Source organism: Pseudomonas brenneri, from assembly GCF_007858285.1.
Classification (GTDB): domain Bacteria; phylum Pseudomonadota; class Gammaproteobacteria; order Pseudomonadales; family Pseudomonadaceae; genus Aquipseudomonas; species Aquipseudomonas brenneri.
The window spans coordinates 129,996-151,179 of sequence record NZ_VFIL01000004.1; the positions used below are offsets into that span (position 1 = coordinate 129,996).

Here is a 21,184-nt window from a genome sequence, read left to right on the forward strand (position 1 = left end):
GCTCGACAGCTCCCACAGGGATTGGTGGCAGGTCCGGGATTTTGGCCGCGACATGGATCAAGTGTGGGAGCTGGCTGCGATTGCGGTGGGTCAAGACAGCGTGCGTTGCAGCGCCTTTTTCCAGGCGCTGTAGTGCGCCTCCATCGATGCTCCGTTGTCCGGCTCAAACCGCTCGCGCTGGCGCTCCAATTGCGCCAGTGCCTGGTCGTCGGCCCATACTCCCAGCGCCTTGCCCGCCAGATGAGCTGCGCCCAGAGCCGAGACTTCCGGTGACAGGCTGCGCACCACCGGGCATTGCAACAGGTTGGCAAGGAACTGCATCAGCCAGCGATTGCGCGTGACGCCACCGTCGACCCACAACTCCTTCAGTGGGCTGCCGATGTCTTGCGCCATGGCATCAAATACATCGCGGATCTGATAACCGATGGACTCCAGCGCCGCCCGCAGGATATGCGCCCCGCACGTCGCCTCGGTCAGCCCGCAGATCAACCCTCGCGCGTCAGCTTGCCAATGCGGTGCGCCCAGCCCCGATAACGCCGGGACAAAGTACACACCACCGTTATCCGGCAGTTGCGCCGCCTGTTCGGTCAACTGGTCCAGGGACTCCCCCGCCACCAGCCGCGAGGCCCACTGCACGGCCGCGCCAGTGTGGACGATATTGCCCTCCATCGCGTAAGTCGCTGCCACGCCGTCGTGCCAGGCCAGGGTGGTGGACAAGCCGTGGGTCGAGGCCAGCGGCCCGCTCATGGGGGTCATTAACGAAGAACCGGTGCCCAGGGTGGCCTTGACCAGCCCCGGCACAAAACCGCCCTGCCCGTAGAGTGCGGCGTGGGAGTCGCCAATCATCGACATCACCGGGATACCCGCCGGCAGTCGACCAAAGGCTACCGTCTGGGCAAAAAAACCGGCGCTGGCCTGGATCGTCGGCAGTGCCGCCAGCGGGATGGCAAACAAGGCCAGCAGCTCTTCGTCCCAACGGCAGGTGTGCAGGTTGAACAGTTGGGTGCGTGCAGCATTGGAGTAGTCGGTGGCAAATACCTGGCCGCCACTGAGCTTGTACAACAGCCAACTGTCGACGGTACCCAGGCAGATTTCACCAGTCGCCGCACGGGCATGGCCATTTTCCAGGTGGTCGAGAATCCAGCGCATTTTCCCCGCAGAAAACATCGGGTCCAGCGCCAGCCCGGTCTTCTCCAGGATGCTCGCTTCATGCCCCTGGGCGTGCAACTGCGCGCACAACGGCGTCGAACGCCGGCATTGCCAACTGATGCACGGCGACAGTAACTCACCACTATTGCGATCCCAGGCCACCACCGATTCGCGCTGGTTACTGATAGCCATGGCGGTGATCGGCCGGTCAACCTGGGCCAGGCATTGATCAATCGCCGCCAGGGTACTCTCCCAGATCTGTTGCGGGTCCTGCTCGGAAAAACCGTCCTGGGGATGGCTCAGGCTCAAGGGCCGCGAGCCCCGGGCAATCACCTGCCCCAGCTCGTTGACCAGCACCGCCTTGGCATTGCTGGTGCCCTCGTCAATCGCCAGGATCAGTGGAGTCGTTTCGTTCATGGGCATCACCGCAACCGAGTGGCAGCCGCCACAATCCCAGCCGCGTCGATGCAATGCAAGGCGCGTGTCGGTTCGCGGGCGCCGGCGGCGGCGTACTCACCATCCCCAATGCCCAGGCGAATCAATGGCACGCCCAGCCCGGCCTCGGCCAGCACTTCGGCCACCAGGCTGCCGACGCCGCCGTTGATATTGTGTTCTTCCACGCTGATCACCCCACGCGTGCCACTGAGCACATTGAGCAAGACATCGCGCTGCAACGGCCGGATCGAGGACAGGTTGATCACCTGGGCCTCAATCCCCTGCTCGGCCAAACGTGCCGCCGCGTCCACCGCCTCATGCACCACTGACCCCAAGGCGACAATGCTCAGGTCCGCGCCCTGGCGCAACACATCGACCTGCCCCGGTACAAAACGGTATTGCGCACCATGCACATCGGGCAGCGCCTTGCCGTCCAGACGGATATACACCGGGCCCTGGTAACGCAGAGCGTAATCAACAATTTGCCGGCACTCGATGGCGTCGGCCGGAGCAAATATCTGCACATTGCCAAAGCCGCGCATCACCGAAATATCGTCCAGGCTGTGATGGGTGCTGGCCAGCGGGCCGTAGCTGGTGCCGGCATTGAGGCCGAACATCTTTACATTGGCCTGGTTGTAGCAGACATCCACCTTGATCTGCTCATTGGCCCGCGAGATCAGAAATGGCGCCGCATTGCAGGTGGCCGCAATCTTACCTCCCAGCGCCAGCCCGGCAGCGACGCTGACCAGCGACTGCTCGGCAATCCCGACATTGATCACGCGCTCGGGAAAACGCTGCATGAAGGGGCCGATCTTCGCCGTGGAGGTCGAGTCGCTGACCACAGGGACTACATCGAGGCCGGCATCCACCGCCGCCATGAAAGCCTCAACCATGACGCTCGCCAAATGTTCACTCGCCATGACTCAACTCCTCCAGTGCTGCGTTGATTTCATCACCCTTGGGCACGCGGTGGTGCCATTCGGGACGGGCTTCGATAAACGACACGCCCTTGCCCTTGATGGTGTGGGCGATCAGCACCTGCGGCGCGCCATGGCGGGTTTGCATGCGTTCCAGGGAGTCGATCAGTTGCGCCACGTCGTTACCGTCGCACTCGCTGACACTAAAGCCGAAGGCGGCCCATTTCACGTCCAGCGGGTCCAGCGGCATGATCTCGGCGGTCAGCCCGGCCAGTTGCAGCTTGTTCTTGTCGACGATCACAAACAGGTTGTCGAGGCCATACTTGGCCGCCGCCATCGCCGCTTCCCAGTTCGAACCTTCGGCCAGCTCACCGTCGCCGGTCAGCACATAGATGCGCTTTGGGCTGCCGGACATTTTCGCCGCCAGCGCCAGGCCCACAGCCACGGGCAAGCCATGGCCGAGGGCGCCGGTATTGAGTTCGATGCCTGGGGTTTTCTGGCGCACAGGGTGGCCCGGCAGGTGGGAGTTGAAATGCTGATAGGTCCCCAGCCATTGCTCTGGAATGTAGCCAGCCTGGGCCAGGCAGCAATACAAGCCACCGACGCCGTGGCCTTTGCTCTGGATGTAGATATCGCGCTCGGGATCTTCAGTACGCTCCGGGCCTGCGTTGAGGATGCGAAAGTACAAGGTGGCAAGGATGTCGGTTTCCGAGAGATCGGCACCGGTATGGCCGCCCGCTGGCGAGTCGGCGTTCAGGCGGATGATATTGCGCCGGATCAGGCGAGCCTGTTCCTTTATTTGCAGGGCGTCGTACTGGAAGGCATTCATGCAGCGGCTCCTGTGGGGCTGACCACGCGAGGTGAAAGTGTCCAAGGCTGCCTTTTGAATATTTATTCAGCCGTGACAATATATTTCTATTTAGGCGCCGTTCACGCGTCGGGTCAAGGGGCCGACTGGCTGAAAATCAAATAAATCGCTAAAAAAACCCTCGGACAGACGGTGAAAATCCCGCTGCAATCGCTCTGGTTCAAGGCTTACAGGGAGGTCTTGGCAGGTTGTACAAGCCCTCGAAGAAAATTAAAGCGCTTGACTTTACCCCCGTGGCACCGGAATCTGAATTAACAGTCAGGCATGCATATATATTCAGATGGCCATGACGACCTCCAAAAAAAATAAATCAGGAGAACCACGTGGACGCCAAAGCCTCGGTCCATCAGGCTGACCTCAAGCCCACCCGCCGCCCTCGGCTGGTCAAACTACTGCCCAGTAATATCGGCGGCCCGCTGATTGGCCTGGCCTTGCTGGTGCTGGTTTTCTCCTTCAGTTCCGAATTCTTCTTCTCCTTGCGCAATGGCCTGAACATTCTTGATCAGGTTACGGTGTTGGGCATCCTCGCCATTGGCATGACCGCCGTGATCGTCATCGGCGGTATCGACCTCTCGGTGGGTTCGGTACTGGCGTTCTCGATGATGATGCTCGGCTGGTTGTATCAGGATCAGGCCGTGCCGCTGGGCTTTGCCATCCCGATCTCGATTGCCACGGGCATGCTCGCCGGGCTGGTGTCCGGCGCATTGATCACCTACGCCAAGCTACCGCCATTCATTGCCACGCTGACCATGATGTCGGTGGCTCGCGGGCTGGCCAACATCCTCACGCAAGGGCGGCAGATCGTCGGCTACCCGGAATGGTTTACCAACCTGGCGACCGTGCGCCATTTCGGCTTCCTCTCGGCCACCGTCGGGTTGTTCCTGGTGATGCTGGTAGTGGCCTGGGTGTTCCTGCGCTTTCGCGCGGGTGGCCGTAACCTCTATGCGATTGGTGGCAGCCCGGAAGTGGCGCGCCTGTCGGGGATCAAGGTGCGGGCGATTACCTTGTGGGTGTACGCCGTCAGCGGCGCCTTGGCCGGGATCGCTGCCGTGACCATGGCCGCCCGCCTCGACTCCTCGCAACCCAGCGCCGGCCTGACCCTGGAACTGGACGCCATCGCCGCCGTGGTGATTGGCGGAGCCAGCCTCAGCGGCGGCGTCGGCAGTGTCGGTGGCACCCTGGTGGGTGTGCTGATCATCGGCGTGCTGCGCAACGGCCTCAACCTGCTGGGGGTTTCCCCGTTCATTCAACAAGTGGTGATTGGTGTGGTGATTGCGCTGGCCGTGACCATCGACACCCTGCGCCGCCGTTCCAGTACCGCCCGTTAAACCTGTCCGCCAGTTGACACCCTCCAACAATAAAACCAGGAGTCACCGACATGTTCATCACCAAGAAACTGCTGCTTGCCACTGCCTTTGCCGCCGCGACACTGGGCAGCGTCGGCACCACCTGGGCCAAGGACCTGACCATCGGCCTGGCCGTGGCCAATCTGCAAGCCGACTTCTTCAACCAGATCAAACAATCGGTGGAAGCCGAGGGCAAGGCCAAGGGGATCAAGGTGATCACCGTCGATGCCCAGGGCAACTCCTCGACCCAGGTCAGCCAGATTGAAGACCTGATCACCCGCCAGATCGACGTGCTCATCTACATCCCCGCCGGTGCCACGGCTGCCGGTGTGCCGGTCAAAGCCGCCAAGGCTGCGGGTATCCCGGTGATCGCCGTGGACCGCAATGCACCTGACGCACCGGGCGATACCTTTATTGCCAGCGACAGCGTGGCCGGGGCCAAGGCGCTCGCCGAGTACGTGGGCAAAGTCACCGAGGGCAAGGGCCGCATTGCGATCCTCCAGGGCCAGTTGGGTACGACCCCGGAAAACGATCGGGCCAAGGGTTTTGCCGAAGGTCTCAAAGCGTTCCCCGAACTCACAGTGGTCGCCGAACAGCCGGCCGAATGGGCCCAGGACAAAGGCTTCGCCGTGGCCCAGGACCTGCTCCAGCGCGACCCGAACATCACCGTATTCTTCGGGCGGGCCGATGCCATGGCACTGGGCGCCGCGCAGGCGGTAAAAGTCGGCAATCTCGACCATAAGGTGGTCGTGGTGGGGTTTGACGGCGATGTCGCCGGTCTCAAGGCCGTGCAAAACGGTGTACTCAACGCAACCATGACCCAACAGACGCAAAAAATGGGACGCCTGGCCGTGGCCTCGGCGATCGACCTCAAGGCCGGCAAGGCGGTGCCCAAGGAACAACTGCTGGAAACCGTGTTGACCACCAAGGACAACGTCGCGCCTTTCCTGCAACAACACCCTTGAGCCCTGGAGTTCGCCATGCAAGCCGCACTGGATAACCGTCACCCCCAACCGGACGCCGTACTGTGCCTGCGCGATATCGGCAAGGCCTACGGCCCGGTGCAGGTGCTGTCGCAGATCAATGTCGATATCCGTCCCGGCGAAGTGCTGGCCTTGCTGGGCGAGAACGGCGCCGGCAAGTCCACCTTGTCGTCGATCATTGCCGGTGTGGTGCAACCCGATGCTGGCGGTTCGATGACCTGGCAGGGCCAGCCCTATGCGCCCGCCTCCCCCGGCGCGGCGCTGGGGGTTGGCATCGGCCTGATCCACCAGGAAATCCGCCTGCTGGCGCAACTGTCGATTGCCGAGAATATCTTTGTCGGCCGCCTGCCCATGCGTTTTGGCCGGGTGGACCGTGAATACATCGAAGCCCAGGCGCAGATTCAGTTGCAACGCCTGGGCCTGAATGTCCCGGCATCCCGCAAGGTCGAAGGCTTGAGCGTCGCCGCCCAGCAACTGGTGGAGATCGCCAAGGCCCTGACCCTCAAGGCGCGGCTGCTGATCCTCGATGAACCAACGGCGGCCCTGGGCGGTGAGGAAACCGAGTTGCTGTTCCAGCAGGTCGAACGGCTCAAGGCCGAAGGCGTTTCGTTCATTTACATCAGCCATCGCCTGGAAGAAATCGCACGCATCGCCGACCGCATCCTGGTGCTGCGCGATGGCCGGCAGATTGCCTTGCACGCCAGCGCCCAGGTGCCGGTGCGCGAGCTGGTCGAGCAAATGGTCGGGCGCAGCCTGGAGCGGATCTTCCCGACCCTGCATGCGCCAAAGGAACACGTGATGTTGCAGGTCAAGGACCTCAGTTGCCGCGAGTTTGCCTTGCACGGTATTGATTTCAGCGTGCGGGCCGGTGAGGTGTTCGGGATCGCCGGGGTGGTTGGCGCCGGGCGTACCGAGCTGGTGCGCGCCATCGCCGGCGCCGCCGAAGATATCCAGGGCCACTTGCAACTGGACGGCCAGGTTCGCCGCCTGCGCACCCCCTGCGAAGCGATCCAGGCCGGCGTGGTATTGGTACCCGAAGATCGCAAGCAGCAAGGGGTGGTGGTCGAGCATCGCATCGAGGACAACCTGGTGTATGGCAATACCGACCTGCTGGATAAAAGCGGTTGGGTCATCCCCAGTCGCCTGCGCGAATTTGCCCAGACGGCAGTAGCGCGCCTCGGCGTCAAAGGTGCGCCGCAGCAGCGGATTTCCAGCCTGTCGGGCGGCAACCAGCAGAAAGTGATCATCGCCAAATGGCTGGCGCGCAACCCCAAGGTGTTCATTCTCGATGAGCCGACCCGTGGCATCGACGTCGGCGCGCGGGCGGCGATCTATGAAGTCATCGCGGACCTGGCGGCCAAGGGCATGGCGGTGATTGTGGTCAGTTCCGACCTGGATGAAGTGCTGGGCTTGTCCCATCGAGTGATGGTGATGAGCCGCGGGCGGCAGATGGGGATATTGGCGCGTGGTGAAGCAACCCCCGTCTCGGTGATGGAGATGGCCACCGCCTGAACAACGCTGCCCCTTGTAGGAGCTGGCTTGCCAGCTCCCACATTTTGATCTCCATTGTTCTCACAAATACACACTGACTCGGAGTCCCCCCATGCAACTGTTCAGTCTCAAAGGCCAAGTTGCCTTCGTCACCGGTGCCGGCAGTGGCATCGGCCAGGCCATCGCGGTCGGCCTGGCTGAAGCCGGTGCCGATGTGGCCTGTTTCGACCTGCCCGGCAGCCCCGGTATGCGCAGCACCATCGAACGCATCGAGGCCCTTGGCCGTCGCGGCCTGGCCCTGGCTGGCACGGTCACCCGCCGTGATGAGCTGGACGCCGCTGTCGCCCGCACCGAGAAAGCCCTCGGCGAGTTGAGTGTGGCCGTCAACTGTGCCGGCATTGCCAATGCCCAGGCGGCCGAAGACCTGGAGCTGGAACGCTGGAAAACCACCCTGGATATCAACCTCACGGGGATCTTCCTCAGTTGCCAGGCCCAGGCCGCCGTGATGCTGCCACGAGGCAAGGGTGCCATCGTCAATATCGCCTCGATGTCCGGCAGCATCGTCAACCGCGGCCTGCTGCAAGCCCACTACAACACCTCCAAGGCCGGGGTGATTCACCTGAGCAAAAGCCTGGCGATGGAATGGGCCGACAAGGGCCTGCGGGTCAACTGCATCAGCCCCGGCTACACCGCCACGCCGATGAATTCGCGCCCTGAGGTCGCCGACCAGGTGAAGATTTTCGAACAGACCACCCCCATGGGCCGCATGGCCAGTGTGGAAGAAATGGTCGGCCCGGCGATTTTCCTGGTCAGCCAGGCATCGTCTTTCTGCACCGGTGTCGACCTGTTGGTCGATGGCGGTTTTGTCTGCTGGTAAGCCTTTGAAAAACAACCGTGGAGCCCGTGACATGTCGCAACGATTCAGCGGTAAAACCATCGTGATCACCGGCGCCTGCCGTGGCATCGGCGCCGGCATTGCCGAGCGCTTTGCCCAGGAAGGCGCCAACCTGGTGCTGGCCTCCAATGACCTGGAGCGCGTGACCTTCACCGCCGAGCAACTGGCCCGCGAATACACGGTCGAGGCCCTGGCAATGGCCATCGATGTCACCTGCGAAAGCGATATCGAAAAGCTCTATCACGATGCCCATGCACGCTTTGGCAGCATCGACGTGTCAGTGCAGAACGCCGGCATCATCACCATCGACCACTACGACAAAATGCCCCGCGCCGATTTCGACAAGGTGCTGCAAGTCAACACCACCGGGGTCTGGCTGGGTTGCCGGGAAGCGGCCAAGTACATGGTCAAGCAAGGCAGCGGGCGGTTGATCAACACCTCTTCCGGCCAGGGCCGCCAGGGTTTTATCTACACCCCGCACTACGCCGCGAGCAAAATGGGGGTGATCGGCATCACCCAAAGCCTGGCGCTGGAACTGGCGCGGCACAACATTACGGTCAACGCGTTCTGCCCTGGCATCATCGAAAGCGAGATGTGGGACTACAACGACCGCGTGTGGGGCGAAATCCTCAGCACCGACGAAAAGCGCTACGCCAAGGGCGAGTTGATGGCCGAATGGGTCAAGAACATCCCGTTGCGCCGCGCCGGCAAGCCTTCGGACGTCGCCGGCCTGGTGGCCTTCCTGGCCTCGGATGACGCCGCTTACCTGACCGGCCAGGCAATCAATATCGACGGTGGGCTGATCATGTCGTAACGAGCGGCGCCGGTTTGGTATCCTCACCGGCATTGTTGTTGTGCCCCTCACGATAAGGAACCTGAGGCCTTCATGAGCCAGATCGAAGAACAGCGCCTGATCACCAAGATCGCCAGCCTCTATTACGAGGAAGGGCTCAAGCAATCCGAGATTTCCGAACAGCTCGACTTGTCCCAGTCCTTTATCAGCCGCGCCCTGCGCCGGGCGCTGCAGGAAGGCGTGGTAAAAATCAGCGTAATGCGCCTGCAAGGCCTGCACCTGGAGCTGGAAAGCCAGTTGCAGCGCCGCTATGGCGTGCGCCGGGTAATCGTGGTCGAAGCCACGGAACCGGGCAACGATGAGAGCATCAAGCAAGCCATCGGCTCGGCCGCCGCACACTACCTGGAAACCAGCCTGTCGCCCCAGGACCATATCGGCATCTCATCGTGGAGCAGCACCATCCGTGCCATGGTTGGCCATCTGCATGTGCAGCCCGGCAAGCAAGGCGCCGAGGAAGTGGTGCAACTGCTCGGCGGCGTCGGCAACAAAGGCGCGTTCGAGGCCACCCTGCTGACCCAGCGCCTGGCCACCCTGCTCAACTGCCCGGCGTTCCTGCTGCCCTCGCAAAGCATCGAGCAATCGGTGGAGAGCAAGCAGCGCATCATCGAGATGGAAGAGGTCAAGGAAGTCCTCAACCGCTTCGACAGCATCACCCTGGCGATTGTCGGCATCGGTGACCTGGAACCCTCGCAACTGCTGCGCAACAGCGGCAACTACTACACCGAAGACATGCTGCGCCTGCTGGCCGAGCGTGGCGCAGTGGGCGATATCTGCCTGCGTTACTTCGACGCCGAAGGCCGCCCGGTACTGGAAGAGGATGAAGAATTCGTCGTGTCCGTCGCCCTGCCCAAGTTGCGCGCGATCCAACGCGTGCTGGGCCTGGCAGGCGGGCTGAACAAGGTCCAGGCGATTCGTGGCGCGCTCAAGGGCGGCTATCTGGACGTACTGGTCACCGACCTGGAAACCGCCCAGGCCCTCAACACCTAACCTTTAAGGAGATTGCCCGCCCATGACCTCGAAACTCGAACAACTCAAGCAATTCACGACCGTGGTCTGCGACACCGGCGACCTTGACGCCATCTCCCGCCTACGCCCGGTGGACGCCACCACCAACCCGTCACTGCTGCTCAAGGCCGCCGCCATCCCGGACTACGCCGACCTGCTGCGCAGCGCCGTCGCCCAGGCCAAGGGTGATGTGGGCCTGGCGTGCGACCAGTTCGCGGTGTCGGTGGGCTGCGGCATTCTCAAGGTGATTCCGGGGCGTATCTCCACCGAAGTCGATGCGCGCCTGTCCTTCGATGAAGAGGCGCTGTGGGCCAAGGCCAACCAATTGATCGCCCTCTACGACCAGGCTGGCGTGGGGCGTGACCGGGTGCTGATCAAGCTGGCCTCGACCTGGGAAGGTATCCGCACTGCCGAGCGCCTGGAAAAAGCCGGGATCCAGACCAACCTGACCCTGCTGTTCTCCTTCGCCCAGGCCCAGGCCTGTGCTGACGCCGGGGTGTTTTTGATTTCGCCGTTCGTGGGTCGCATTTACGATTGGTACCGCAAGAGCACCGGCCTGGACTACACCGGCGCTGAGGACCCAGGCGTGCAGTCGGTGACGCGCATCTACAACTACTACAAGGCCAACGACATCCAGACCGTGGTCATGGGCGCCAGCTTCCGTACCCTGAGCCAGATCGAACAACTGGCCGGCTGCGACCGCCTGACCATCAGCCCCGACCTGCTGCAACAACTGGATGCCGACCAGGGGCCGCTGCAGCGCAAATTGCAGCCGGGCGTAGCCGGTGAGCCGCGTCAGCACCTAAGCGAAGCGCAATTTCGCTGGGCGTCCAATGAAGATGCGATGGCGACCGAAAAACTGGCCGAGGGCATTCGCCAGTTTGCGCGGGATCAGGAGAAGCTGGAGGCCGTGTTGGCAGGGCTATAAACGTCTCCCGGGTATGAGCCGGCTTGCCGGCTCATACCGCAAACGTCGTTTGCCTTATTCGCTTGATCCACCCTGCCCAAACCGATAAATCGACAGGCAATACAGCCCCAACGCCGCCACCGCCAGCAAGCCCCCCGCTGCGCCAATCCAGGCAAAGCCGAAGTGCCCGCCAACCCAACTACCCAGCAACGCCCCGCCCCCAATGCCGATGTTGTAGATCCCGGAGAACATCGCCATCGCCACATCCGTGGCATCCGGCGCCAGCACCAGGACCTTCGATTGCAAGGCCAAGCCAAAGGCCATGATCGCCATGCCCCAGAACACGCTCAACACCACCAGGTACGAGACATCGCCGCTCAGTGGCAAGAGCAGCCCCAGGCACAGCGCCAGCACCGATACGGCCACCAGCAGAAAACGGTAGGGATTGAAACGGTGCAGCACACTGAACAGCAACGAGCCAATGATCCCCGCCCCGCCAAACACCAGCAGCACCAGGGTCACCGCATTGCCTCCCAGGCCAGCGACGCCTTCGACAAAAGGCTCGATGTAGCTGTAGGCAGTGAATTGGGCAGTGACCACCATTGCGGTCAAGATATACAACGCCACCAGCGCCGGGCGCTTGAACAGCATCGGCAGGCTGCGCAGCGAGCCGGAGTTCTGGCTCGGCAACAGCGGCAAGGTGCGCGCCAGCCAGAACACCAGGGCGGCGGCAAAGCCGGCGATCACAATGAATGTGGTGCGCCAGCCCATGGCTTCACCCAGCAGGCGACCCAAGGGAATGCCCAGGACCATCGCCAACGAGGTGCCTGTGGCCAACAAGCCCAGCGCCTGCACCTGCTTGCCCGGCGGCGCCAGGCGCACTGCCAGGGAGGCGGTGATAGACCAGAACAGCGCATGGGACAAGGCAATGCCGATACGGCTGACCATCAACAAGCCAAAGCTGGTAGCCACGCTGGAAAGGATATGGCTGGCGATAAACATGCCGAACAACACGATCAGCAGCTTGCGCCGCTCAACGTTACGGGTCAGCAACATCACCGGCAGCGACGTCAATGACACCACCCACGCATAAATCGTGAGCATCAGGCCGACCTTGGCGATGGGCATGTCGAAGCTCGCGCCGATGGCGCTGAGCAGGCCGACCGGCACAAATTCCGTGGTGTTGAATACAAAGGCGGCCAACGCCAGGGCGATGACCGGTTGCCAGTTGGCTTGAGGTGTTGCGGCGCAAGTGCTCATCGACGGGTCGTTTTACTCTGTTACGCGCCGATCCTGACGGCCCGATGCCAGCCCTTGAGCGGCGCGCAAAAATAGTAACACGATGGTTCAGGGATCGACTTGCGCCATGATCTCGGGAATGGTTTCCGGGCGGTTGGCATAGCGCTGGGCCAGTACCGCGCAAACCATCAATTGAATCTGATGAAACAGCATCAACGGCAGGATCAACACGCCTATGGTGCTGCCGGCGAACAACACCTGGGCCATCGGCACCCCGGTGGCCAGGCTTTTCTTCGAACCGCAGAACAGGATGGTGATGCGGTCTTCCTGATTAAAACCAAACGCTTTACCCAATAGCGCGGACGCTGCCAGCACCAGCGCCAGCAAGATGCAGCACGCCACCACCAGGCCGCCCAATTCCCATAGCGGGATCTGGTGCCAGATACCTTCGGTGACCGCTTCGCTGAAAGCGCCGTAGACCACCAGCAGGATCGAACCCTGATCGACGAACTTCAGCCAGTTTTTATTGCGCCCCACCCACTCGCCGATCCAGCGCCGGGCGATCTGCCCGGCAATGAATGGCAGCAGCAGTTGCACGCTGATCTTGAGAATGGCATCCAGGGTAGAGCCGCCATCACCGTGTACGTTGAGCAGCAGAGTCACCAGCAACGGTGTGAGGAAAATCCCGAACAGGCTGGACGCCGCCGCACTGCAGATCGCCGCCGGGATATTGCCCCGCGCCAGCGAAGTAAAGGCAATCGCCGACTGCACCGTGGCCGGCAACGCACACAAATAGAGCATGCCCATGTACAAGTCTTTGCCGATCATCGGCGCCAACAGCGGCTTGAGCGCCAGACCCAGCAGCGGAAACAGCACGAAGGTCAGGCTGAACACCAGCAGGTGCAAACGCCAGTGCCCGGCCCCGGCGACGATGGCCTGGCGCGACAGTTTGGCGCCATGCAGGAAGAACAACAGCGCGATCGCCAGGTTGGTCACCCAGCCAAAGGCCACAGCGGTCTGGCCGCTGGCTGGCAGCAAGGAAGCAAGGAGCACCGTGGCAATCAAGGTCAGGGTGAAATTGTCGGGTAAAAACCGGGGGCGGGTCATGGGCTGTTTTTCCGGGGGTTGCCAGGGCGTTGTGCCGACTCTAACGTAACGACCTATTACCGACTAACGCCAATGAGCCAGTAAATGCCGCCTAAAGGACATGCAAAGGCCGTTCGCCGCACCATCCCCGGGCTCTCCAGCCTGCCGCGCCCGGTGTATGGCCGCACCGAATCCCTGCCCAACCGCGCCCTGACCCGCCGCCATAGCCATCCGTGGGTGCAGTTGTCCTATGCAATCAGCGGGGTGCTGGAGATCCAGACCAGCGCCGGGCGCTTTATCGCTCCGCCGCAACGGGCCGTGTGGATCCCGGCGGGGATGGCGCACCGCGTGTTCAGTTCGCCCCATACCGAAATGCGCAGCTTGTACCTGGACTGTAGCGTGACGACCTGGGCGGCCGAGCGCTGCCAGGTATTGGCGGTGAGCGACCTGTTGCGCGAACTGATTCGGCGTTTCAGCGAACTGCCGGTGGAATATGCCGAGGATGGCCCGGACGGCCGCCTGGCGCAGGTGCTGCTGGACCAATTGGCCGCCGCACCGCAGGTCGACTTGATGCTGCCGCTGCCTGTGGACAGCCGGTTGCGGCAGATCTATCGCAGCTTGAGCCTGCACCCGGAACAGGCGACCACGTTGGGGCAGTGGAGCCAGAAGTTGGGCATCAGCGAGAAAACCTTGAGCCGGTTGTTCTTGAGCGATACCGGCCTGACATTTCGCGCCTGGCGCCAACGGTTGCGATTGCTCGGCGCCCTGCCCGACCTGGAGCGCGGGGAACGGGTGACGGATGTGGCGCTGGGGTGTGGGTATGAGTCGGTTTCGGCGTTTATTGCGGCATTTCGCCAGCAGTTTGATGCGACGCCAGGGGAGTTTTTTCGCTGATCTCTGGCCCGCTCCCACACCTTCAGCGCAACACCGAAGAACTCGCCCGCACCTGCAACTGCGGCGTCAGCATGATCGATTCGACAGCCTCACCCTGGATGCGCTTGAGCAACAGCTCAACCGCATGTCGGCCCATCTCGGCCAACGGCAGGCGCACGCTGGTCAGTGGCACCATCAATTCATTGGCCAGCGGTATGTCGTTGAAACCCACCACGGCAATGTCCTTGCCCGGCATCAAGCCCTTGTCACGTGCGGCCCCCATCAAGCCGATGGCCAGGAAGTCATTGACCGCAAAAAACGCCTGGGGCCGTGGGCTCAGGCCCAACAGATACTCGCCCTGGCGGTGCCCGGTCAGGCTGTCGAAAGGACCATTGAGCGTCCACTCCGGGCGTAGCGTGATGCCTTGCTCGCGGTAATAGCGGGTAAACCCGCGTGTGCGATCAGCTCCGGTCGAGGCATGCCGCTCACCCGCCAGAATGGCCACCTCGCAACAGCCCAACTGGTACAAGTGCTCGGCCGCCAACCAGCCGCCCAGTTCATCGTCACTGCACGCAGCCAGATGCCCGGCAATCTGGCGACTGACTAGCACGTAGGGAATGTGTTTGCGCGTCAGAAGGTCGAGCAGCGGCTGGCTTTCGCCCACATGTGAATCACCGACGATCAGCCCCGCCACCGAGCGGCGCAAGGCGTGTTCGGCACGTGCCATCTGGCGTGTTTGCTGGTCGTCGGTATTGGAGACGAAGGTCAGGTAGCCGGCCTGTTCGGCGGCACTGTCAATGCTGTCATAAATAGTCGCCATCACCAGATCGGTGAGCCTTGGCATGAGCACACAGATTTCCTGGCTTTTGCGCAACTTCAGGCTCGATGCCTGGGTGTTCGGCCGATAGTCCAGCTCTGTGGCCAATGCACGAATACGCGCCACCACGTCTGCCGACGCCGCACGCTCTACCCCCGCCGGGTCGCCATTGAGTACCCGGGACACGGTGGAAACATGCACGCCAAGTGCGGTCGCCATGGACTTCAAGGTGGCTGGGCGAGATGGGCTCGACATGGTTGAGAGGCTTCCAGCAGTCGGTTATTTAGCGCGCAGAGTCTACCCGAACAGGCGCGTCGCAACCGCAGATAAATCTTTACCCAAACGTTTGACTAAAATTTTCTGCCGCCTTACATTTCGCCAACCCAAACGTTTGGGCAACACAATAAAAATACGCCGGACGCGGCCGACTTTTTGACTTCTGCCATCATTTTGAAGAGTCAGATCCCTATGAATAGCCTTGCTATCCCGTCTTTCCGCTATCAGATTTTCTTCCTGATCATGCTGATGGCCCTGCTCAACTACATTGACCGCGGCGCGATTGCCTATGCGTCGGCGAGCATTCTTCCCGAGTATGGTTTCGACAAAGCCGACTGGGGCAATGTGCTGGGTTACTTCGGTTACGGCTACATTCTTGGGGCACTGGTCGGTGGCATCCTGGCCGACCGCTTTGGTGCCAAGCGCATCTGGCTGATCGCCGGCGCCACGTGGTCGATCTTCGAAATTGCCACGGCCTTTGCCGGCGATTTCGGGCTGGCGTTCCTGGGAGGCTCGGCCATGGCCGGTTTTGCCACGATCCGCGTGATGTTCGGGTTTGCCGAAGGTCCGGCGTACTCGGTGATCAACAAGAGCGTGGCCAACTGGGCCACGCCCAAAGAGCGCGGTTTCGTCGTCTCGGTCGGGCTTTTGAGCACCCCGTTGGGTGCGCTGTTGACCGCGCCCGTGGCTGTGGGCCTGCAAACCCTGACCGGTAGCTGGCGCAGCATGTTTGTGGTGCTGGGTGTGGTCAGTCTGTTGCTGCTGATCTTTTTCATGACCCGCTTCACCAACACCCCGGATGAAAACCCGCGCGTGTCCAAGGCGGAACTCGACTTCCTGCGCAAAGAGCGCGCCGAAGCCGCCAATGCATCAACGCCCACCACCAGCGTGGCGCCGATCTGGCACTTCTTCAAGAACAAGGACCTACTGCTCAACGCCGTCGGTTACTTCTCGTTTGTATACGTGACCTTCCTGCTGCTGACCTGGACCCCCAAATACCTGCAGGACGAGTTCCACTACAACCTGTCGTCGCTGTGGTACATGGGCATGATCCCCTGGACCGGCGCCTGCTTCACCGTGCTGTTGGGCGGCAAGATTTCGGACCTGCTGCTGCGCCGCACCGGCAACCTGAAAGTCGCCCGCAGTTGGCTGGCCGCGACCTGCCTGCTGCTGACAACCCTGTGTTTCATCATGGTTTCCCAGGCCCAGACCGTCTGGGGTGTGATTGCCCTGATGACGCTGGCCAACGCGCTCAACGCGCTGCCCAACTCCGTCTACTGGGCCGTGGTGATCGACACTGCGCCCTCCAATCGGGTTGGCGCCTACAGCGGCATGACGCATTTCATCGCCAACACCGCTTCGTTCATCGCCCCAATGCTCACTGGCTACCTGACCGTTCGTTACGGCTACTCATCGATGTTCGTAGCCGCTGCCGTGGCCACGGCGCTGGGCATGAGCGCCATGCTGATGGTGCGCCCAGGTGGGCGCCAGCAAGCCCCGTCCTCTATACCCGCCGTTGTTTGATGGAGTTGCTTATATGAGCCTGGTGAAGCCTACCCACACTGGATACTTTTTTGGCCTGTCGATCGTCACGCTGGCCGAGCGCCTGCGTGCCGGCAACGTGACCAGTGTCGAGCTGACGCAAGCCGCCCTGGACAGCATCGAACGCTTGAATCCGCTATTGAATGCGTTCGTCAGCGTCGATGCACCCGTCGCACTGGCCCTGGCGCGCAAGGCCGATGCGCTGTTGGCCCAAGGCCAGGACCTGGGCCCGCTGCACGGCATACCGGTAGCGGTCAAAGACAACATCGACACGTTTGACTATGTCACCACCTACGGCTCAGCGCATTTCGACGGCTTCCAGCCGGACCACGATGCGCTGTGCGTGCAACGCGTACGCGAGGCTGGAGCCGTGATTATCGGCAAGACCTTGACCCACGAGTTCGCCTACGGCCCGACCGGCGACCGCTCGCTGCAAGGGGCTGCACGCAACCCGTGGGATGCCCGTTGCATCACCGGCGGCTCCAGCGCCGGCAGTGCCGCGGCGGTGGCCAGCGGCATGGTGCCGCTGGCGCTGGGTACGGACACCGGCGGTTCAATCCGGATTCCGTCGGCATTGTGCGGCACGGTCGGCTTCAAGCCCTCGTTTGCCTGCGTGCCGGTAGAAGGCGTGTTCCCACTGTCCTCCAGCCTCGACCACGTAGGCCCCATCGCCAACCACGTTGAAGATGCGCGCCTGCTGTTCGAAGTGTTGGCAGGCCGCGCTTGTGCGCCGGCTGCCAATGCGCAACCACTGCGGGTGGGCTGGATCACCAGTGGCAGCTTCGGCCCGGTCGACGCCGAGGTGAATCGACAGGTTTATCAGGCGGCGCAGCAGTTATTCGGCGACGCGCTGCAGGAGACTGACGAACTGCAAACAATGGCGGCCGGCATGAAGGACACCTTGCAGACACTGCAACGTGCCGAAGCCTTTGAGGTGCATGCCGAGCGCATGCGCGATGCGCCACACACGTTTGACCCTGAGGTACGCGAACGCCTTGAGGTGTCGCGCGAAGTCAAAGGCTGGCAATACATTCGCGCACAGGCCAGCCAGGCGCAGTACAAAGCGGCGATGGCACGTTTGTTCGAACGTTATGACTTGCTGGTCTCACCCAGCGTGCCGATTACCGCCACCGAGGTTAATGCGCGCGAAGTCCGGGTAGGCGAACAGGACATTGATGTGCGCGCCGCCGTGCTCAGCCATACCAGTGCCTGGAACCTCATCGGACTGCCCTCGATCAGCCTGCCGGTGGGGCACGTGAGGGGCATGCCGGTGGGGTTGCAGGTGATTGGCGCGGCGGGCGAGGATGACCGCTTGTTGCAGGTGATGAGCAGGCTGTTTGTGCGCGGCTAAGGTTTTTTGGGGTATATCTTGTCCCCTGTGGAAGCGGGCTTGCTCGCGAAGACGTCGGCCCAGCAAACATTGATGTTGACTGACCCACTGCTTTCGCGAGCAAGCCCGCTCCCACATTTTTGGGCGGGTACCCCCATCACTCGCGCGACGAAGCCAGAATCGCCTGCAACAGCACATCCGCCCCGGCTGTCGACCAATGCGGGTGGATCTCTTCCGCCTCGTTATGGCTCAAGCCATCCACACAGGGCACAAAGATCATCGCCGTCGGCGCGACCTTGTTCAGGTAGCAGGCATCATGCCCAGCGCCGGAAATCATCCGCCGATGGCTATAACCCAAGGCCTCGGCCGAGGCCCGTACCACTTCCACGCAGTCACTGTCGAAGGCAATCGGCGCGTACTGGAAGATCTGCTTGACGCTGGCCTGCAAGCCAATCCCTTCAGCAATCCGGGCCACCGCCTCATGCAGTTGCTGGTCCTGCACACCCAGCACCGCTTCATCGGGGTGGCGGAACTCGACACTGAAGAACACCCGCCCCGGCACCACATTGCGCGAGTTGGGAAAGATATTGGCCATGCCCACCGTCGCACGCCCTTCGGCGCCTTGGGCCAGGCCGATCTGGTTGACCGCTTCCACCACCCGGGCAAAGCCCAGCAGTGCATCCAGGCGGTGATCCATGGGCGTGGTGCCGGCATGGGCACTGCGCCCGCTCAGTTCGACTTCATACCAGCGCTGGCCCTGGGCGCCGGTAACGACGCCGATGGTCAGGTCCTGGGCTTCGAGGATCGGGCCCTGTTCGATATGCAGTTCATACGCCGCATGCACCGCCTGGCCACCCACCGGGTGCGCGCCGGCGTAGCCGATCTGTTGCAACGCCTGGCCGATGGTCACGCCGGCCTTGTCTTCGCGGGACAAGCCGTATTCCAGGTCAAACACCCCGGCATACACCCCCGAGGAAATCATCGCCGGAGCAAAACGCGAGCCTTCTTCGTTGGTCCAGTTGACCACCTCGATCGGCCGGTCGGTCTCGATGCCCAGGTCGTTCAAGGTGCGCAGCACTTCCAGGCCGGCAAGCACGCCGTAGATGCCATCGAACTTGCCGCCGGCTGGCTGCGAGTCGCCATGGGAGCCGGTCAGCACCGGGGCCAGGTGGTCATGGCGGCCAGCGCGGCGGGCGAAGATATTGCCCATGGCGTCCACACGAATGCTACAGCCGGCCGCTGTGCACCAGGCCACGAACAGGTCACGCCCGCGCCGGTCCTCGTCGGTCAGGGCCAGGCGCGACACGCCACCCTTGGGCGTGCCACCGATCTGCGCCATTTCCATCAGCGAGTCCCACAAGCGCTCGCCGTTGACCCGCGCCAGGGCGCTCACGAGCGTGGCCCCTGGGGCTTGGCGTGGTAGCGGAAGTCACAGCTTGGCGCGCCGCCCATGATGGTCTGGGTGCGCGTCAATTCAATATTCGGGTTGTAGCCGACGATAAACAGCTCGTCGCGGTTGCACGACAACAGGTGGCCGATCTCGCCCAGGCCCATTTCGTGGTACATCTCGGCATAGCGGCAGCGCTTGACGTCATAGTCGTAATGCTCGGCGTCGCTGGCGATGATCTCGACTTTCAGCGCATCGTCCTTTTCCCACAGCACTTGCAGCTCAACGAAACTCTTGAGGTCGGCGCCCTGCTCTTCCTGGGCGGCAAAGTGCTTGCCCGCCTGGATCGCGGCGTTGCCCACCGCTTCGCCAATCACCGCTGCGGCAAAGGCCTTGCCCTGCTCGCGCACGAGGATTTCGTAGATCGGCTTGATGATCTCGGCTTCGATGCGCCGGCGGGCCAGGATGCCCAGTTCACCTTCCAGTTTGCTCATGGTGTACCTCATTCAAATGGCTGCGAAGATCCAATGTGGGAGCTCCCTTATAAGAAGCTCCTACATTGAAATTCAGCGCGTTACTTTTTACCGCCAGCCACGCTCACCGGTTGCCATTGATTGGCCTTGACCTGGTAAACGGTGAACGACGGGTTCTGCAGGTTGCCCTGGGCATCAAACGCGATGGTCCCGGTCACGCCTGGATAGCTGATGGCGCGCAGTACCGGCAGGTACTTCTGCGGATCGGTGGAGTTGGCCTGCTCAATCGCGGCGATCAACACGCCAACGCCGTCATAGGCGAAGGGTGCGTGCAGCTCGATATTGCTCTTGAAGCGCGTCTTGTAGGCCTCTTCAAACGCCTGGCCACCCGGCATCTGTGCCACGGCCAGGCCCGGTTCCAGGGCGATCACGCCCTCGCCTTCGTTCTGTGCCAGTTGCAGGAAGGTCTGGCTGACAAAGCCGCCAGCCCCCATCAAGGGGGCCTTGATCCCCAACTGCTTGATGCGCCGGGCCAGCGGTGCAGCCTGGGAGTCGACACCACCAAAGAAGATCAGGTCCGGGTTTTGCCCGCGGATGTTAGTCAGCACCGCACTGAAATCGATGGTCTTGTCGTCCACGTATTCGCGCGCAACCACCTTGGCGCCACCGGCCTCGATGGATTTGACGAACTGGTCCGCCAGGCCCTGGCCGAATGCGGTGCGGTCGTCGATCACGGCGATGCGCTGCGCCTTGAGGGTCTTGAGCGCGTAGTCACCGGCTACCTGGCCGCCGTCATCGTCGTGGCCCATGATCCGGAAGCTGGTATCGAAACCTTGCTGGGTATAGGCGTGACCGGTAGCCACCGGTGCGACCTGGGCAATCCCGGCGTCATGGTAGACCCGCGCCGCAGGAATGCTGGTGCCGGTGTTCCAGTGGCCGACCACGCCGACCACACCTTCGTCCACCAGGCGCTGGGCCACGGTGACGGCGGTGCGCGGGTCGGACTGGTCATCCTCGGAAACCAGCTTGTAGGTCACGGCCTCACCATTGATTTTCGGGTGCTTGGCGTTGGCCTGGTCAATGGCCAGTTGCGCGCCGTTCTCCAGGTCCTTGCCGATCCGCGCCGACGGGCCGGTCAAGGGGCCGGCCAGGCCGATCAGTACCGTCTGGTCGGCCTGGGCCACACCGCTCAGGGCCAGGCTCAACAACAGTACACGTTTGAAGGGGGCAGTCTTGTTCATGCTTTTTTCCTGTTTCTCATCAGGCCCTCATGGCCTGTGGGGTGGGCGAAACACGCCGGGCGTCCGGTGGC

General features: G+C 62.3%; 19 protein-coding genes. 10 read left to right on the forward strand and 9 right to left on the reverse strand.

Features of this window, described 5'->3' with window-relative positions:
* Positions 1-90: 90 nt before the first annotated feature.
* From FJD34_RS10005 to FJD34_RS10015, 3 genes are read right to left on the reverse strand one after another with little or no spacing between them, the layout of a single operon-like run.
* Positions 91-1,566 (reverse strand): FGGY family carbohydrate kinase, encoded by a 1,476-nt coding sequence (locus tag FJD34_RS10005; RefSeq protein ID WP_032860975.1) that lies wholly within the window; start codon positions 1,564-1,566, stop codon positions 91-93.
* Between the two features lie 5 nt (positions 1,567-1,571).
* The gene (locus tag FJD34_RS10010; RefSeq protein WP_032860976.1) at positions 1,572-2,504 is read right to left on the reverse strand and encodes a transketolase family protein; all 933 of its coding nucleotides are present in this window, start codon (positions 2,502-2,504) and stop codon (positions 1,572-1,574) included.
* The gene (locus tag FJD34_RS10015; RefSeq protein ID WP_032860978.1) at positions 2,494-3,330 is read right to left on the reverse strand and encodes a transketolase; all 837 of its coding nucleotides are present in this window, start codon (positions 3,328-3,330) and stop codon (positions 2,494-2,496) included. The genes FJD34_RS10010 and FJD34_RS10015 overlap by 11 nt, the downstream gene beginning before the upstream one ends.
* A gap of 362 nt (positions 3,331-3,692) precedes the next feature.
* Between FJD34_RS10015 and FJD34_RS10020 the strand changes: the two genes are divergently transcribed.
* The 7 genes from FJD34_RS10020 to tal all read left to right on the forward strand — a co-directional run bounded on the left by FJD34_RS10020 (position 3,693) and on the right by tal (position 10,870).
* Positions 3,693-4,697 (forward strand): ABC transporter permease, encoded by a 1,005-nt coding sequence (locus FJD34_RS10020; RefSeq protein WP_032860980.1) that lies wholly within the window; start codon positions 3,693-3,695, stop codon positions 4,695-4,697.
* Positions 4,698-4,747: 50 nt separating this feature from the next.
* A complete protein-coding gene (locus FJD34_RS10025) occupies positions 4,748-5,680 on the forward strand; it encodes a sugar ABC transporter substrate-binding protein (protein ID WP_032860982.1) in 933 nt (310 codons plus the stop codon).
* 15 nt (positions 5,681-5,695) lie between these two features.
* Complete coding sequence (locus FJD34_RS10030; RefSeq protein WP_032860984.1) at positions 5,696-7,210, forward strand: sugar ABC transporter ATP-binding protein; 1,515 nt, start codon at positions 5,696-5,698, stop codon at positions 7,208-7,210.
* 91 nt (positions 7,211-7,301) lie between these two features.
* Positions 7,302-8,066, forward strand: coding sequence for an SDR family oxidoreductase (locus FJD34_RS10035; protein WP_032860985.1), 765 nt, complete (start codon positions 7,302-7,304; stop codon positions 8,064-8,066).
* Positions 8,067-8,097: 31 nt separating this feature from the next.
* On the forward strand, positions 8,098-8,898 hold the full coding sequence (locus FJD34_RS10040; RefSeq protein WP_090290868.1) for a glucose 1-dehydrogenase: 801 nt from the start codon (positions 8,098-8,100) through the stop codon (positions 8,896-8,898).
* A 72-nt stretch (positions 8,899-8,970) separates the two neighbouring features.
* Positions 8,971-9,924, forward strand: coding sequence for a sugar-binding transcriptional regulator (locus FJD34_RS10045; RefSeq protein ID WP_032860987.1), 954 nt, complete (start codon positions 8,971-8,973; stop codon positions 9,922-9,924).
* Between the two features lie 22 nt (positions 9,925-9,946).
* Positions 9,947-10,870: a transaldolase gene (gene tal, locus FJD34_RS10050; protein ID WP_032860988.1), complete on the forward strand. Its 924-nt coding sequence runs from the start codon at positions 9,947-9,949 to the stop codon at positions 10,868-10,870.
* Between the two features lie 54 nt (positions 10,871-10,924).
* On the opposite strand, the gene FJD34_RS10055 is transcribed toward tal, so the two are convergent.
* On the reverse strand, positions 10,925-12,109 hold the full coding sequence (locus tag FJD34_RS10055) for a sugar transporter (RefSeq protein ID WP_032860989.1): 1,185 nt from the start codon (positions 12,107-12,109) through the stop codon (positions 10,925-10,927).
* A gap of 87 nt (positions 12,110-12,196) precedes the next feature.
* Complete coding sequence (locus FJD34_RS10060) at positions 12,197-13,195, reverse strand: bile acid:sodium symporter family protein (RefSeq protein WP_090290867.1); 999 nt, start codon at positions 13,193-13,195, stop codon at positions 12,197-12,199.
* An 84-nt stretch (positions 13,196-13,279) separates the two neighbouring features.
* On the opposite strand from FJD34_RS10060, the gene FJD34_RS10065 reads away from it, so the two are divergent.
* On the forward strand, positions 13,280-14,068 hold the full coding sequence (locus FJD34_RS10065) for an AraC family transcriptional regulator (protein ID WP_032860992.1): 789 nt from the start codon (positions 13,280-13,282) through the stop codon (positions 14,066-14,068).
* 22 nt (positions 14,069-14,090) lie between these two features.
* Here the strand turns inward: FJD34_RS10065 and FJD34_RS10070 are convergent, their stop codons facing one another.
* Positions 14,091-15,119 (reverse strand): LacI family DNA-binding transcriptional regulator, encoded by a 1,029-nt coding sequence (locus FJD34_RS10070; protein ID WP_090290866.1) that lies wholly within the window; start codon positions 15,117-15,119, stop codon positions 14,091-14,093.
* A gap of 213 nt (positions 15,120-15,332) precedes the next feature.
* Between FJD34_RS10070 and FJD34_RS10075 the strand changes: the two genes are divergently transcribed.
* Positions 15,333-16,664 (forward strand): MFS transporter, encoded by a 1,332-nt coding sequence (locus tag FJD34_RS10075; RefSeq protein ID WP_032860995.1) that lies wholly within the window; start codon positions 15,333-15,335, stop codon positions 16,662-16,664.
* Positions 16,665-16,677: 13 nt separating this feature from the next.
* Positions 16,678-18,033 carry an amidase gene (locus FJD34_RS10080; protein ID WP_090290865.1) on the forward strand — a complete coding sequence of 452 codons (1,356 nt, stop codon included), beginning with the start codon at positions 16,678-16,680 and terminating at the stop codon, positions 18,031-18,033.
* Positions 18,034-18,169: 136 nt separating this feature from the next.
* Here the strand turns inward: FJD34_RS10080 and FJD34_RS10085 are convergent, their stop codons facing one another.
* The 3 genes from FJD34_RS10085 to FJD34_RS10095 form a co-directional block, all read right to left on the reverse strand.
* Positions 18,170-19,405 carry a Zn-dependent hydrolase gene (locus FJD34_RS10085; protein WP_090290864.1) on the reverse strand — a complete coding sequence of 412 codons (1,236 nt, stop codon included), beginning with the start codon at positions 19,403-19,405 and terminating at the stop codon, positions 18,170-18,172.
* Positions 19,402-19,893, reverse strand: a complete 492-nt coding sequence (locus FJD34_RS10090) for an L-2-amino-thiazoline-4-carboxylic acid hydrolase (protein ID WP_032860998.1) — start codon at positions 19,891-19,893, stop codon at positions 19,402-19,404. The genes FJD34_RS10085 and FJD34_RS10090 overlap by 4 nt, the downstream gene beginning before the upstream one ends.
* Before the next feature lie 80 nt (positions 19,894-19,973).
* Positions 19,974-21,113, reverse strand: coding sequence for a branched-chain amino acid ABC transporter substrate-binding protein (locus FJD34_RS10095; protein WP_090290863.1), 1,140 nt, complete (start codon positions 21,111-21,113; stop codon positions 19,974-19,976).
* Positions 21,114-21,184 lie beyond the last annotated feature (71 nt).

Bases quoted from the DNA above. Each gene is read 5' to 3' on its own strand.
- FJD34_RS10005 (WP_032860975.1), bottom strand. From the start codon at position 1,566: ATGAACGAAACGACTCCACTGATCCTGGCGATTGACGAGGGCACCAGC.
- FJD34_RS10010 (WP_032860976.1), bottom strand. From the start codon at position 2,504: ATGGCGAGTGAACATTTGGCGAGCGTCATGGTTGAGGCTTTCATGGCG.
- FJD34_RS10015 (WP_032860978.1), bottom strand. From the start codon at position 3,330: ATGAATGCCTTCCAGTACGACGCCCTGCAAATAAAGGAACAGGCTCGC.
- FJD34_RS10025 (WP_032860982.1), top strand. From the start codon at position 4,748: ATGTTCATCACCAAGAAACTGCTGCTTGCCACTGCCTTTGCCGCCGCG.
- FJD34_RS10030 (WP_032860984.1), top strand. From the start codon at position 5,696: ATGCAAGCCGCACTGGATAACCGTCACCCCCAACCGGACGCCGTACTG.
- FJD34_RS10035 (WP_032860985.1), top strand. From the start codon at position 7,302: ATGCAACTGTTCAGTCTCAAAGGCCAAGTTGCCTTCGTCACCGGTGCC.
- FJD34_RS10040 (WP_090290868.1), top strand. From the start codon at position 8,098: ATGTCGCAACGATTCAGCGGTAAAACCATCGTGATCACCGGCGCCTGC.
- FJD34_RS10045 (WP_032860987.1), top strand. From the start codon at position 8,971: ATGAGCCAGATCGAAGAACAGCGCCTGATCACCAAGATCGCCAGCCTC.
- tal (WP_032860988.1), top strand. From the start codon at position 9,947: ATGACCTCGAAACTCGAACAACTCAAGCAATTCACGACCGTGGTCTGC.
- FJD34_RS10055 (WP_032860989.1), bottom strand. From the start codon at position 12,109: ATGAGCACTTGCGCCGCAACACCTCAAGCCAACTGGCAACCGGTCATC.
- FJD34_RS10060 (WP_090290867.1), bottom strand. From the start codon at position 13,195: ATGACCCGCCCCCGGTTTTTACCCGACAATTTCACCCTGACCTTGATT.
- FJD34_RS10065 (WP_032860992.1), top strand. From the start codon at position 13,280: ATGCCGCCTAAAGGACATGCAAAGGCCGTTCGCCGCACCATCCCCGGG.
- FJD34_RS10070 (WP_090290866.1), bottom strand. From the start codon at position 15,119: ATGTCGAGCCCATCTCGCCCAGCCACCTTGAAGTCCATGGCGACCGCA.
- FJD34_RS10075 (WP_032860995.1), top strand. From the start codon at position 15,333: ATGAATAGCCTTGCTATCCCGTCTTTCCGCTATCAGATTTTCTTCCTG.
- FJD34_RS10080 (WP_090290865.1), top strand. From the start codon at position 16,678: ATGAGCCTGGTGAAGCCTACCCACACTGGATACTTTTTTGGCCTGTCG.
- FJD34_RS10090 (WP_032860998.1), bottom strand. From the start codon at position 19,893: ATGAGCAAACTGGAAGGTGAACTGGGCATCCTGGCCCGCCGGCGCATC.
- FJD34_RS10095 (WP_090290863.1), bottom strand. From the start codon at position 21,113: ATGAACAAGACTGCCCCCTTCAAACGTGTACTGTTGTTGAGCCTGGCC.